Annotated in this window: 12 protein-coding genes; 9 read left to right on the top strand and 3 right to left on the bottom strand. The window is 62.2% G+C overall.

The window, feature by feature from the left end; genetic code table 11:
• The first annotated feature begins 50 nt into the window (after positions 1-50).
• From ABH939_RS12560 to ABH939_RS12520, 9 genes are all read left to right on the top strand, one after another.
• On the top strand, positions 51-884 hold the full coding sequence (locus ABH939_RS12560; protein WP_404649669.1) for an NmrA family transcriptional regulator: 834 nt from the start codon (positions 51-53) through the stop codon (positions 882-884).
• Positions 881-1,384, top strand: coding sequence for a DUF1772 domain-containing protein (locus ABH939_RS12555; protein ID WP_404649668.1), 504 nt, complete (start codon positions 881-883; stop codon positions 1,382-1,384). The genes ABH939_RS12560 and ABH939_RS12555 overlap by 4 nt, the downstream gene beginning before the upstream one ends.
• A gap of 11 nt (positions 1,385-1,395) precedes the next feature.
• On the top strand, positions 1,396-2,907 hold the full coding sequence (lysS, locus tag ABH939_RS12550; protein ID WP_404649667.1) for a lysine--tRNA ligase: 1,512 nt from the start codon (positions 1,396-1,398) through the stop codon (positions 2,905-2,907).
• A gap of 642 nt (positions 2,908-3,549) precedes the next feature.
• On the top strand, positions 3,550-3,888 hold the full coding sequence (locus ABH939_RS12545; protein ID WP_003945673.1) for an Lsr2 family protein: 339 nt from the start codon (positions 3,550-3,552) through the stop codon (positions 3,886-3,888).
• 105 nt (positions 3,889-3,993) lie between these two features.
• Positions 3,994-4,935: an esterase/lipase family protein gene (locus ABH939_RS12540; protein ID WP_404649666.1), complete on the top strand. Its 942-nt coding sequence runs from the start codon at positions 3,994-3,996 to the stop codon at positions 4,933-4,935.
• Between the two features lie 38 nt (positions 4,936-4,973).
• Positions 4,974-5,609 carry an esterase/lipase family protein gene (locus ABH939_RS12535; protein WP_404649665.1) on the top strand — a complete coding sequence of 212 codons (636 nt, stop codon included), beginning with the start codon at positions 4,974-4,976 and terminating at the stop codon, positions 5,607-5,609.
• Between the two features lie 19 nt (positions 5,610-5,628).
• Entirely contained in the window at positions 5,629-5,847 is a 219-nt protein-coding gene (locus ABH939_RS12530; protein WP_404649664.1) for a hypothetical protein, read from the top strand.
• Positions 5,848-6,144: 297 nt separating this feature from the next.
• Positions 6,145-8,688, top strand: a complete 2,544-nt coding sequence (locus ABH939_RS12525; RefSeq protein ID WP_003945604.1) for an ATP-dependent Clp protease ATP-binding subunit — start codon at positions 6,145-6,147, stop codon at positions 8,686-8,688.
• Between the two features lie 77 nt (positions 8,689-8,765).
• Complete coding sequence (locus tag ABH939_RS12520) at positions 8,766-9,245, top strand: nucleoside deaminase (RefSeq protein WP_054825400.1); 480 nt, start codon at positions 8,766-8,768, stop codon at positions 9,243-9,245.
• Between the two features lie 57 nt (positions 9,246-9,302).
• On the opposite strand, the gene fadD5 is transcribed toward ABH939_RS12520, so the two are convergent.
• The 3 genes from fadD5 to ABH939_RS12505 form a co-directional block, all read right to left on the bottom strand.
• A complete protein-coding gene (fadD5, locus tag ABH939_RS12515) occupies positions 9,303-10,892 on the bottom strand; it encodes a fatty-acid--CoA ligase FadD5 (protein WP_042451945.1) in 1,590 nt (529 codons plus the stop codon).
• Positions 10,893-10,987: 95 nt separating this feature from the next.
• Positions 10,988-11,767, bottom strand: a complete 780-nt coding sequence (locus ABH939_RS12510) for an enoyl-CoA hydratase (RefSeq protein ID WP_003945899.1) — start codon at positions 11,765-11,767, stop codon at positions 10,988-10,990.
• Positions 11,764-12,753, bottom strand: coding sequence for a nitronate monooxygenase family protein (locus ABH939_RS12505; RefSeq protein WP_019746804.1), 990 nt, complete (start codon positions 12,751-12,753; stop codon positions 11,764-11,766). Before ABH939_RS12505 ends, ABH939_RS12510 begins: the two co-directional genes overlap by 4 nt.
• Positions 12,754-12,902: the final 149 nt, after the last annotated feature.

The raw sequence follows: 12,902 nt of genomic DNA, 5'->3' as shown, positions 1-12,902 counted from the left end.
TGCGACCTTCAGCTATGGATCGTATTGCCGCCGCGCTATCGAATGAGTGCATGACGACAACAAGCGACATTCAATCGGCAGTAGTGATCGGTGGTACCGGCAAGACCGGTGCGCGCGTTGCTCAGAGGCTGACGGCGGTGGGAATCCGTACCCGAATCGCGTCGAGAACATCCGGGACGCGTTTCGACTGGAACGATCAGTCGACGTGGCAGCCCGCGATGTCCGGTGTCGAAGCGGCATACGTGACGTATGCGCCGGACCTCGCAGTGCCGGAATCGAGCACCCACATCGAGGAACTCGCGGAGCTTGCGTACCGCGAAGGGGTTCGTCGCATGGTGCTCCTGTCCGGGCGCGGTGAACCGGCGGCGCAGAAAGCCGAGCAGGTTCTGGCCGACACCGGTCTGGAATGGGCTGTGGTGCGGGCCAGCTGGTTTGCCCAGAACTTCAGTGAGGGGTATCTACTCGATCCGATTCGGGAAGGCCACCTGGAACTTCCGGTCGGTGAGGTGGGGGAGCCGTTCATCGACGTCGACGATCTCGCTGACGTGGCGGTGGCCACATTGACTCGAACCGACCTCCTCGGCCGAGTTCTCGAGGTGACGGGTCCGGAGTTGCTCACCTTCGCGGCGGCGGTGGATGCGATTTCGACGGCGTCGGGTCGTCTCGTGACATTCGAAAGAATTGGACTCAAACAGTTTTCCGACGGCATGGCGGAGGTCGGCGTCCCGAGTGACGTCGTGGAGTTACTCAGGTACCTGTTTGCCGAGGTTCTCGACGGACGAAATCAAAGTGTGACCGGCGTCGTCGAAGAGGTCCTGGAACGACCCGCTCGAGATTTCACCACTTTTGCCGGCGAGGCTGCCCGAACGGGGGTCTGGTCGTGAAGAAATCCGAGATCTTCTTGGAGCTGTTGCTCGGGGTGACTGCGCTCGGCGCGCTCGTTGCCGGTGGTGCGTTGTTTGCCTTCTCTTCCTTCGTGATGCCCGCCCTGCGGTCGGTGGATGCACATACCGCGATCACGTCGATGCAGGCGATCAACGTCGAAGCGCCGCGTAGTGCGTTGATGCTTCCGCTGGTCGGATCGGCGCTCACCGCGATCGCCGCTGGAATCTGGGCATCGATCTCCAGACCGGACGGCTGGGTCCTTGCTGTCGTCGGTTGCGTCGGGGTGCTCGCGTCCTTCGCGGTGACCGCGATCTACCACGTCCCTCGCAACGACGCGTTTGCCTCGGTCAGCACTACCGACGCGGCCGCATGGGCGTCGTACGAGGCGGGTTGGACTATGTGGAATCACGTTCGGGTCGGGCTGTACATGCTGTCGGGAATCGTGCTCGCGGTGGCCGCGGTGCTACCAGCAACAAACGCGGTGGACACGGCCCAGTAGTCTTGTACCCCGTGAGTGATGTAGAAGCCCAGCCAGTCGACGACACCCCCGAGCAGCTCCGTATCCGGCGCGAGAAGCGTGAACGGATCCTCGCGCAGGGGCAGGAGGCGTACCCGGTTTCGGTCGATCGCACCCACACGCTCGCGCAGATCCGCGCGGAGTACCCGGAACTCGAGCCGGACACGGCGACTGGCGTGCTGGTCGGCGTCGTCGGCCGCGTCATCTTCATGCGCAACACCGGCAAGCTGTGCTTCGCGACTCTGCAGGAAGGCGACGGTACCCAGCTGCAGGCCATGATCAGCCTCGCCGGCGTCGGCGAAGAGGCACTGGCTGCCTGGAAGTCCGACGTCGACCTCGGCGACTTCGTCTTCATCCACGGTGAGGTCATCAGCTCCCGTCGCGGCGAGCTCAGCGTGATGGCCGACGCGTGGCAGATCGCGTCCAAGTCGCTGCGCCCCCTGCCGGTTGCTCACAAGGAGATGAGCGAAGAGTCCCGGGTGCGTCAGCGCTACGCGGATCTGATCGTTCGCCCCGAGGCTCGGGACAACGCCCGCAAGCGCGTCGCTGTTGTCCGTGCGCTGCGCAATGCACTCGAGAGCCGCGGCTTCCTCGAGGTCGAGACGCCGATGCTGCAGACGCTGCACGGCGGCGCGGCAGCTCGCCCGTTCGTCACGCATTCGAACGCCCTCGACATCGACCTGTACCTGCGTATCGCGCCGGAACTGTTCCTCAAGCGTTGCGTCGTCGGCGGTATCGAGAAGGTCTTCGAGATCAACCGCAACTTCCGCAACGAGGGCGTCGACTCCACTCACTCGCCCGAGTTCGCGATGCTCGAGACGTACGAGGCCTACGGCACGTACGACGATTCCGCGAAGATGATTCGTGAACTCGTCCAGGAAGTTGCGCAGGAAGCATTCGGCACGCAGGTCCTCACCCTCGCCGACGGTTCCGAGTACGACGTCAGTGGCGAGTGGCAGGTTCTCGAGATGTACCCGTCGCTGTCGGCTGCCATCGGCACCGAGGTCACGCCGAATACGACGGTCGACGAGCTTCTCGCTCTGGCGGAGAAGGTCGGCCTCGAGGTTCCCAAGGACAAGGGTTACGGCCACGGCAAGCTCGTCGAGGAGTTGTGGGAACACCAGTGCGGCGATCAGCTGTACGTGCCGACGTTCGTCCGTGACTTCCCGGTCGAGACGTCGCCACTGACCCGTGATCACCGCAGCAAGAAGGGTGTCACCGAGAAGTGGGACCTCTACATCCGCGGATTCGAATTGGCGACCGGCTACTCCGAACTGGTCGACCCGGTCATCCAGCGTGAGCGCTTTGTCGACCAGGCGCGCCTCGCGTCGGCAGGCGACGACGAAGCGATGGTGCTGGACGAGGAGTTCCTCGCCGCGATGGAACAGGGCATGCCGCCGACCACCGGCACCGGCATGGGAATCGATCGACTGCTGATGGCTTTGACTGGTCTCGGTATTCGCGAGACGATCCTCTTCCCGATCGTTCGTCCGTCCGCTCGCTAGCTTTACTTCGATCAAGGTTCGGCCGCACATGTTGCGGCTGAACCTTTTTCAGTTGGGGCGCTCCCAAGGTATTCGATAGTTCCCAACGACATTCGCCTGCGGCAAAGGATTCATCCATGCGCGGTCGCCCGAGTTTCGGACTTACGAATTGTTGCGATGATTTGGTCGATCGTGCCCTGGTTGAGTGCGTCAGGTAGTCCCTGATCCGACTGGACAAGGAAGACCATGACCTCGGCTGTGGAGTATCCGGGTGTGGTGACGACATCGAATTGTGCTGAGGGCGGATCGCATTCGTTGTCCGCCGGGATATTTGTGACGGTTGCGGTGTACCGGATCGCAGGGCGTCCGGAGATGGTGAAATTCGTGGGTCCGCCGTAAGCGATACTGGCGAGAGTGCTGTTCTTGGAGGCGAAGATTGCGCTCGGTAGAGGTCTTTTCTCGAGCCGTCGTCTGTCATGATTCCCCCGTCTGGATGCATCCCCCGATGCGTCGCGAGGAGTGTATCGGCACTGTCCTTGTCGCAAGACAAGTCGACCGGCATACCCGGCGGCGAGAAGTCCCAATCATCCTGACGAGCCAAGACAGGACGTTTGTCCAGGTGCTATTGTCGCTGCTTATCGAAGGATCTGGGGAGGAATGGTCGTGGTGAAAAAGGTTGTTGTCACGATGGTTGACGATCTGGACAAAAAATCGCCCGCGGACGAAACTGTGGAGTTTTCCGTCGACGGAGTTGCTTACGAAATCGATCTCACCGCCGCCCACGCCGCGGAACTGCGCGATGCACTGAAAAAGTGGATTCCTCATGCGAGAAAGTCGAATTCCGCCAAATCAGTCAACGGAGCGGTGACCAAATCCCGTCCCGTTGCGGACCGCGATCAGAGTGCCGCCATCCGCGAATGGGCCAAGGGTGCCGGCTTCGAGATTTCGGCCCGCGGTCGTATTTCCACCGAGGTGCGCCGAGCCTACGAAAAGGCCGTCTGAAATGGATCGCGAATGGATTCGGGCGCATTTTGCCGAAACGGATTGATAACGCGTTCTAGTTTGTTAGCGTCTGCACGGTTCGCATCTCTCGTAGAGGAGTCGGTCGTGCACAGAAACAGGTTGTTCGGGGGCGTGGTTCTTGCCGCTCTGATGCTCGTCGGGTTCACCTCCGTGGCTTCGGCTCAGGCCCCGTTGCCCGTGCCCAATGCCTTCCTTGCCGGTGTTCCTCAGGAGTTGGGAAATCCTGGCGGTTCAGCTCCTGGATCCAATGACTTTTCGTGTAAACCGACTGCCGAACATCCCAATCCGGTTGTGCTCGTTCACGGAACGGGTGGAAACAGGCAGACCAACTGGGCCACCTATGCGCCGTTGCTCGCCAACGAGGGCTACTGCGTCTTCGCGCTGACATACGGCAACTTCCCCGAGCAGCCGTGGCCGTTGTCGGCCATCGGTGGAATGCAGGAAATTCCTTCCAGCGCAGCGCAATTGTCGAATTTTGTCGATCAAGTACTTGATGCCACGGGTGCTACATCGGTAGATCTGATCGGACATTCCCAGGGCACCATCATCAACGGGTACTACGCGAAGTTCCTCGGTGGTGCCGACAAAGTGGACAACATCGTCTCGGTGGCGTCGCTGTGGAAGGGAACGCTCGGAAACGAGCAGGCAAGTGTCGGCCGCAGCCTTCGCGAACTCGGGGTATCCGAGGCAGCGCAGGCCGGATTCCCGATCTGCAAGGCATGTCTGGACATGGGGGCAGGCTCGGAGTTCATCGAAAATCTCCGTGCGGGAGGCGTTTACGCGCCGGGTGTTCACTATACGAACATCACGACCCGCTACGACGAACTGGTGCTGCCGTATACAAATGGGCTGGAGCCTGGGCCGAACGCCACCAACATCGTCGTCCAGGACGGTTGTGAGCAAGACATCTCCGATCACCTGGCAATCGCGGCATCGCTGCGCGCCGCGACTTTTGCTCTCAATGCACTCGACCCCGCGCATCAGCGGCCGGTACCGTGCAACTCGGTATTGCCCGTCGTGGGTTGATCACTATGCGGAGGCCTTCGGTGGGGATTCGAACATGCGTGGGCGCTCTCGCTGTGGCGGGAGCCGTGGCCGCGTCCGCGCCGTCTCTTGCGTCGGCGAACGAACCTCTTCCCGTTCCGTCCGGTTTCCTCAGTGGAATCGTCCTCGAAGCGACCAACCCGGGCGGATCGGCCCCTGGCACCAACGACTTCTCGTGCGCGCCTTCCGCTGCTCATCCTGATCCGGTCGTCCTGGTGCACGGGACGGCGGCCAACCGTCAGACCAATTGGGGCGTACTCGCACCCGTACTGGCCAACGACGGGTACTGCGTTTTCGCGCTCACGTTCGGGAATCGAACGGACCAGCCGTGGCCGATTTCCGTAGCCGGTGGTCTCGCACCACTCGGAGACAGCGCAGGGCAACTGTCGGACTTCGTCGACGACGTTCTCTCTGCGACGGGTGCCTCGAAGGTCGACCTGATCGGACACTCTCAGGGGACGACGGTCAGTGCGTACTACGTCAAGTTTCTCGGCGGCGACGCGAAGGTTTCCAAGATCGTCTCCATCGCTCCGTTGTGGGACGGCTCCGTTGTGGGACGGCTCGGAGGTCGGGCCGCCGGAAGGCGTCGGGGGACCGGATTTCGACAACGCCACCTTCGTCACCGAACTGCGCGACGCGGGCGTCTACTCCGATGACGTCGAGTACACCAACATCGTGACTCGGTTCGATCAAGTGGTCGTTCCGTACAGCAGTGGAATACTGGCCGCGTCGAACGCGTCGAACATAGTTGTTCAGGACGGTTGCGAGCAGGACCTGTCGGATCACATCGCGCTGGTGGCGTCGCAGCGAACGGCGACTCTGACGCTCAACGCGCTGGATCCGTCGAATCCGCGTGAGGTGCCGTGCGCTCGGGTACTCCCGATATTCGGCTGATCAGGCGTCGAAAATCGCTGTTCGCTTCAGGCGTACAGGAACCGGGAAACGATTCCCTCAGCTGCGACGTTGTGAACGGTAAGCAGTCCGGCTTCCGCCGCCAATCGGGTGGAGGAGCAGCAGGTGGACTTCGCGCCCTCTAGAGTAATAAGTGGGGTCGTGCAACCTTTGTCGATTCGTGGACGTCAGTCCGCTGACCGGCGAGGCGATCAGTCTGTAGTGCCGGAGCGAAACGCGGCGACCAGGGACGAGACATCCGGTCTCGAACCTGCCCGCCGGAGAGTGTGAGGGAGAGCGATGTTCGAGAGGTTCACCGATCGCGCGCGGCGCGTTGTTGTCCTGGCTCAAGAAGAAGCCAGGATGCTCAACCACAACTACATCGGCACGGAGCACATCCTTCTCGGCCTCATTCACGAGGGCGAAGGTGTCGCAGCCAAGTCGTTGGAGTCGTTGGGTATCTCCCTCGAGGGAGTCCGCAGCCAGGTCGAGGAGATCATCGGCCAGGGCCAGCAGGCTCCGTCCGGTCACATCCCCTTCACACCGCGCGCCAAGAAAGTCCTCGAGCTGAGTCTGCGCGAAGCGCTGCAGCTCGGACACAACTACATCGGTACGGAGCACATCCTGCTCGGTCTCATCCGTGAGGGTGAGGGCGTAGCAGCCCAGGTTCTGGTCAAGCTCGGTGCCGATCTCAACCGCGTCCGCCAGCAGGTCATCCAGCTGCTGTCGGGCTACCAGGGCAAAGAGCCCACCGAAACCGGTGGCACCCGCGGAGAGGCCGGCACGCCGTCCACCTCGCTCGTGCTCGACCAGTTCGGTCGCAACCTGACGCAAGCTGCCCTCGAAGGCAAGCTGGACCCGGTCATCGGCCGCTCGAAGGAAATCGAGCGTGTCATGCAGGTTCTCTCGCGTCGTACCAAGAACAACCCGGTTCTCATCGGTGAACCCGGTGTCGGTAAGACCGCTGTGGTCGAGGGCCTGGCTCAGGCAATCGTCAACGGTGAGGTCCCCGAGACCCTCAAGGACAAGCAGCTGTACACGCTCGACCTCGGGTCGCTCGTGGCCGGCAGCCGTTACCGCGGTGACTTCGAAGAGCGCCTGAAGAAGGTTCTCAAGGAGATCAACACCCGCGGCGACATCATCCTGTTCATCGACGAGCTGCACACCCTCGTGGGTGCGGGCGCGGCCGAGGGCGCTATCGACGCGGCCTCCATCCTCAAGCCCAAGCTTGCTCGCGGTGAGCTGCAGACCATCGGTGCCACCACGCTCGACGAGTACCGCAAGTACATCGAGAAGGATGCTGCTCTCGAGCGTCGTTTCCAGCCCGTTCAGGTGGGCGAGCCGACCGTCGAGCACACCATCGAGATCCTCAAGGGTCTTCGTGACCGCTACGAGGCTCACCACCGTGTCTCCATCACGGACGGTGCTCTCGTGGCAGCGGCGACGCTGGCCGACCGCTACATCAACGACCGCTTCTTGCCGGACAAGGCGATCGACCTCATCGACGAGGCGGGCGCGCGAATGCGCATCCGTCGGATGACTGCACCGCCGGACCTGCGCGAATTCGACGATCGCATCGCCGACGCGCGTCGCGAGAAGGAGTCCGCGATCGACGCGCAGGACTTCGAGAAGGCTGCGAACCTGCGTGACAAGGAGAAGACCCTCGTTGCTCAGCGCGCTGAGCGTGAGAAGCAGTGGCGTGCGGGCGACCTGGACGTCATTGCCGAGGTCGACGACGAGCAGATCGCCGAGGTTCTGGGCAACTGGACCGGTATCCCCGTCTTCAAGCTCACCGAGGAGGAGACCACTCGTCTGCTCCGCATGGAAGAGGAACTGCACAAGCGGATCATCGGCCAGGAAGAGGCGGTCAAGTCCGTCTCGAAGGCGATCCGTCGTACGCGTGCAGGTCTGAAGGATCCCAAGCGTCCCTCGGGCTCGTTCATCTTCGCCGGCCCGTCCGGTGTCGGTAAGACGGAGCTCGCGAAGTCGCTCGCCAACTTCCTGTTCGGCGACGACGACGCTCTGATCCAGATCGACATGGGCGAGTTCCACGACCGCTTCACCGCTTCGCGTCTGTTCGGTGCCCCTCCCGGGTACGTCGGGTACGAAGAGGGTGGCCAGCTCACCGAGAAGGTGCGCCGCAAGCCGTTCAGCGTCGTGCTGTTCGACGAGATCGAGAAGGCACACCAGGAGATCTACAACACCCTCCTGCAGGTGCTCGAGGACGGCCGTCTCACCGACGGTCAGGGACGTACCGTCGACTTCAAGAACACGGTGCTGATCTTCACGTCCAACCTCGGTACGTCGGACATCTCCAAGGCAGTCGGCCTGGGCTTCAGCTCGGGAACGGGCACGGAGTCGAACTACGAGCGCATGAAGCTCAAGGTTCACGATGAGCTGAAGAAGCACTTCCGTCCCGAGTTCTTGAACCGTATCGACGACATCGTCGTCTTCCATCAGCTCACGAACGAGCAGATCGTTCAGATGGTCGACCTGATGCTCGCTCGCGTCGAGGCGGCACTCAAGAACAAGGACATGGCCATGGAGGTCACCGACAAGGCCAAGTCGCTTCTGGCCAAGCGCGGATTCGATCCGGTACTGGGTGCACGACCGCTGCGTCGCACCATCCAGCGCGAGATCGAGGACCAGATGTCCGAGAAGATCCTCTTCGGAGAGATCGGACCCGGCCACATCGTGCTCGTCGACGTCGAGAACTGGGACGGCGAAGGCTCGGGTGAGGACGCGAAGTTCACGTTCACGCCCACCAAGAAGCCGATCGACGTGCCGGACGCACCGCCGATCGAGCTGACCAAGGCCGGCGAAAGCGAAAGCGCAGCAGAGTAGTACAGCAGAGTAGGTAACGAACGGGCGGCACCTCACCGGTGCCGCCCGTTTCGTGTATCACGGGAGAGGGCGTACACATGAACGACATCGAACTGGGTCACCTGCGCCGTTGCGTCGAATTGGCAACGGAAGCATTGGATGCCGGCGACGAACCTTTCGGTTCCGTCCTGGCAGCGGCCGACGGAACATTTCTGGCGGAGGACCGAAACCGGATCGCGGGCGGCGACAACACTCGCCACCCCGAGTTCGAGCTGGCTCGGTGGGCGGCTCAGTACCTGACGCCGGAAGAGCGTTCGACGGCAACGGTATTCACCTCGGGAGAGCACTGCGCGATGTGTTCGGCCGCGCACGCGTGGGTGGGCCTCGGACGTATCGTCTACATCTGCTCTTCGGCTCAACTCGGCGACTGGCTCGCGGAGTGGGGTGTGTCCCCGGCGCCGGTGAAGTCTCTGTCCGTCAACGAGGTTGCGCCGAACGTCCCGGTCGAAGGCCCGGTGCCGGAGTTGGTTCCGCTGGTGCGAGAACTGCATCGGAAGTTGCATTCGCCGAGTGCTTGACGGGCACACACAAACGGGCGGCACCTCGCTGGAGGTGCCGCCCGTTTGCGTGTGAAGTCAGGAAACTGCGTCGACCGCTCGAACCTTCTCTCGCAGTTCACCCTTGACGACCTTGCCGCTTGCATTGCGCGGCAGTGCTTCCACGACGACGATGTCCTTCGGGTGCTTGTAGCGCGCGAGACGATCGTTGAGGAAGCTGCTCAGCTCCTCGATGGTCAGGTCCACGGCTGAACCTGGCGCCATCGCGACGATCGCTACCGGCACCTCGCCCCACTTGGTGTCGGGGCGACCGACGACGGCCGCTTCGACGATCAATTCGTGTTCGTAGAGAACGTTTTCCACCTCCGCGCAGTAGATGTTCTCTCCGCCGGAGATGATCATGTCCTTCTTGCGATCCACGACGTAGACGAAGCCTTCGTCGTCGACTCGAACGAGATCGCCGGAGTGGAACCATCCACCGTGGAAGGCGTCAGCGGTGGCGGTGGGGTTGTTCCAGTATTCGCTCATCATCGTGGGCCCGCGGTAGACGATTTCACCGATTTCACCGGGTGCCACGTCGTCCATGTTCTCGTCGACGACCCTGGCCGAGATGGTCGGGATGACCCGACCGACGGATCCGAGCTTACGAATCGCATCCTCGCCGTCGAGAACGCAAGTGATGGGCGACATCTCGGTCTGACCGAAGACCGCGACATTGAATGCGTCCGGGAAGGTTTCGGCCATTGCCCGCAGGATCGTATCGGACGACGGTGCGGCGCCCCACGAGATGTTCTTCAGCGACAGTGCTCGAGGTTGCGCCTTCTGTACTGCGCACACGGCCTGCCATTGCACGGGCACGAGGAACAAGCTGGTGACCTTCTCGGCTTCCAGAATGTCGAGTAGTTGACCCGGGTCGAATGCGCCGACCGGATGGATCACCGTGGTCGTGCCGAGTTGCAGGCTCGGCGCTATGGAACCGAGGGCTGCGATGTGGAACATGGGCGACGCACAGAAGCCGATGGAATCGGCATTGAACAGGTGGAAGGCCCTGATACAGGTCAATGCTTGCGAAGACAGGTTGGAGTGGGAGAGCACCGAGCCCTTGGGGCGACCGGTGGTTCCCGAGGTGTACATGATGAGTGCAGGAGTGTCGTCCGGGATGTCGACGAACGCGTGCGACTCGCCCTCTTCGCTGATCAAGTCCTCGTAATTCAGGCTGTCACCCTCGGCGGGGGCGCCTACGGTGATGGAGATGTCGATACCCTCGGACGCGGCTCGCGCAGCTCCGGCCAACGGAGCCAACGGTCCTTCGGCGACAATGACTTTGGAGCCGGAGTCGTTTACCAGATAAGCGACCTCGGGTGGTGTCAGACGGAAGTTCACCGGAACAGCGATGGCGCCCAGTGCGTTGGTCGCGAGCACGACCTCGAGGTATTCGGGGCGGTTGAGCATCAGGATGAGCACGCGGTCGCCGAAGCTGACGCCGCGTCGGGCAAGAGCGTCCGCCAGCTTCTCGACGCGTGCGTCGAGGGTGCTCCAGGTGATGGAATCGCCCAGGAATCGCAGTGCGGTGCGATCGGGAATCATCTGCGCATGCCTGGCGATCTGATTGTTCCAGTTGGTGCGGCGTGAACGCTGCGCCTCGGAGACTGCATCGGTGGAGGCCATCGATGGGTTCCTCTCATGCGTGGGTGATTGTGTGACTCAGGCTACAGTGAGCCGTCGATTCGTACAGTGGTTTTGTTAACGAAAATTCGCAGTGATTACTTGAAGTGGGGCGCGCGTTTCTGCAGCATCGCCATCGCGCCTTCTTTGAAGTCCTCGCCAGTGAGAAGTTCTGCCTGACCGGTATTTTCGAGCTCCAGCGCAGCATCGAGGCGGTCCAGTGTCGCCGCATTGAGTGCGCGCTTGGTGAGTTCGAGGGCGCGTCGGGGAGCCTTCGACGTGCGATCGACGACGGAGTCGACGAGTGCGTCGAACGCGTCGTCGGCGACGGTGCGGGACACGAGCCCGAACCGCTCTGCGTCCTCGGCGGAAACTCGCTCGCCCAGCAATGCCATCTCGGCCGCTCGGGCGCGTCCGATCGCTGCCGGTACCAACGCACTGGCGCCGCCGTCGGGCATCAAGCCGATGTTGACGAAGGAGAGGAGGAAATAGGCGCTCGATGCGGCGTACGTCAGGTCCGCGGCTAGAGCGATGGACACGCCGACGCCGGCGGCCGGGCCGTTGACCGCGGCGATCACCGGGACCGGGGCGCTGGTGATGGCGCGAATCAGTGAAGTCGCCGCATCCATGACGACTTTCGGGTCTGCGGGGTTGACGGCCGCTGCGGCGAGGTCGGCTCCGGTGCAGAACGCTCGACCGGATCCGGTGATGACGATGGTGCGAACGGCCGGGTCTGCGCCGCCGTCGTGGACGGCAGCTGCGAAAGCAGTCATCGTGGGCAGATCGATCGCGTTCATCCGCTTCGGGCGGTCGAAGGTCAATCGCAGTACACCGTCGGTGATTTCGGAGCGAAAGCCCGTCTCGGCGGTGGCGGTCATGCCGCGCTCACAGCGGTGACGAATCCGGAAAGCCGTGAGGTGATGAGGTGTTCGGCCTCCGAGACCATGCGGTCGATCATGTCGGCGACGGTCGGGATGTCGTTGATCAATCCTTGGCTCTGTCCGGCGGACCAGATGCCTGCATCGAGGTCGCCGTCCTCGAAGACCTTGCGTCCGCGGGCTCCGGCTACCAGATGCTGAATGTCGCTGAACTGCGCGTCGCCACGTGCTTCGATGTCGACGACCTCGGCACTGATCGCATTCGCGGCTACGCGCGCGGTGTTGTGAAGGGTCCGGAAGATGAGCTTGGTGTCGCGTTCGGTGTTTGCGACAATCTGCTCTTTAACCGATTGTGCGACAGGGGATTCCACGGTACACATGAAGCGAGTTCCCATGTTGACGCCGTCTGCTCCGAGCGCAAGCGCCGCGACGAGTCCACGTGAATCTGCGATTCCGCCTGAAGCGATCACCGGAATCGTGAGTTGCTGCGTGGCCGCCGGAATCAGAATGAGCCCTGGTATGTCGTCCTCGCCTGGGTGCCCGGCGCATTCGAAGCCGTCGATGCTGACGGCGTCGACGCCCAGTCTCTCGGCTTTGACCGCATGTCGAACTGCAGTGCACTTGTGGATAACCTTCACGCCCGCGTCCTTGAAATGCGGAAGATGATCGATCGGATTGGAACCGGCGGTTTCGACGATCTTGATCCCGGATTCGATGATCGCCTGGCGGTATTCGGCGTACGGCGGCGGCGTGATCGACGGCAGAATAGTGAGATTGACGCCGAAAGGCTTGTCGGTGAGATCGCGGGTTCGAGCAATTTCCTTGACGAGGTCTTCCGGTGTGGGTTGAGTGAGGCCCGTCAAGAACCCGAGGGCGCCGGAATTTGCCGTGGCCGCAACAAGTTCTGCCCGTCCCACCCACATCATGCCCCCTTGCACGATGGGATGGTCAACGCCGAACATTTCGGTGAAGCGAGTGCGAATCATTTGCTCACAACTACTTTCTTACGGTCGGTCATTCGGCATCGAACCCTCTTGCAGGCGAAGAAGACCTCACGCCGCAGGGAACGAGCCCGCCAGCGGACTACGTGCGAGGTTATGCGAATCGTCACTAACATAACACCGCTGAGAGAGCG

This window comes from Rhodococcus sp. 27YEA6 (assembly GCF_044908235.1).
In the GTDB taxonomy this organism is placed as follows: domain Bacteria; phylum Actinomycetota; class Actinomycetes; order Mycobacteriales; family Mycobacteriaceae; genus Rhodococcus_F; species Rhodococcus_F qingshengii.
This window is presented reverse-complemented; position numbering and strand designations above follow the sequence as displayed.

Coding starts and splice junctions, on each gene's coding strand:
- ABH939_RS12560 (WP_404649669.1), top strand. CDS start 51: ATGACGACAACAAGCGACATTCAATCGGCAGTAGTGATCGGTGGTACC.
- ABH939_RS12525 (WP_003945604.1), top strand. CDS start 6,145: ATGTTCGAGAGGTTCACCGATCGCGCGCGGCGCGTTGTTGTCCTGGCT.
- ABH939_RS12520 (WP_054825400.1), top strand. CDS start 8,766: ATGAACGACATCGAACTGGGTCACCTGCGCCGTTGCGTCGAATTGGCA.
- fadD5 (WP_042451945.1), bottom strand. CDS start 10,892: ATGGCCTCCACCGATGCAGTCTCCGAGGCGCAGCGTTCACGCCGCACC.
- ABH939_RS12510 (WP_003945899.1), bottom strand. CDS start 11,767: ATGACCGCCACCGCCGAGACGGGCTTTCGCTCCGAAATCACCGACGGT.
- ABH939_RS12505 (WP_019746804.1), bottom strand. CDS start 12,753: ATGATTCGCACTCGCTTCACCGAAATGTTCGGCGTTGACCATCCCATC.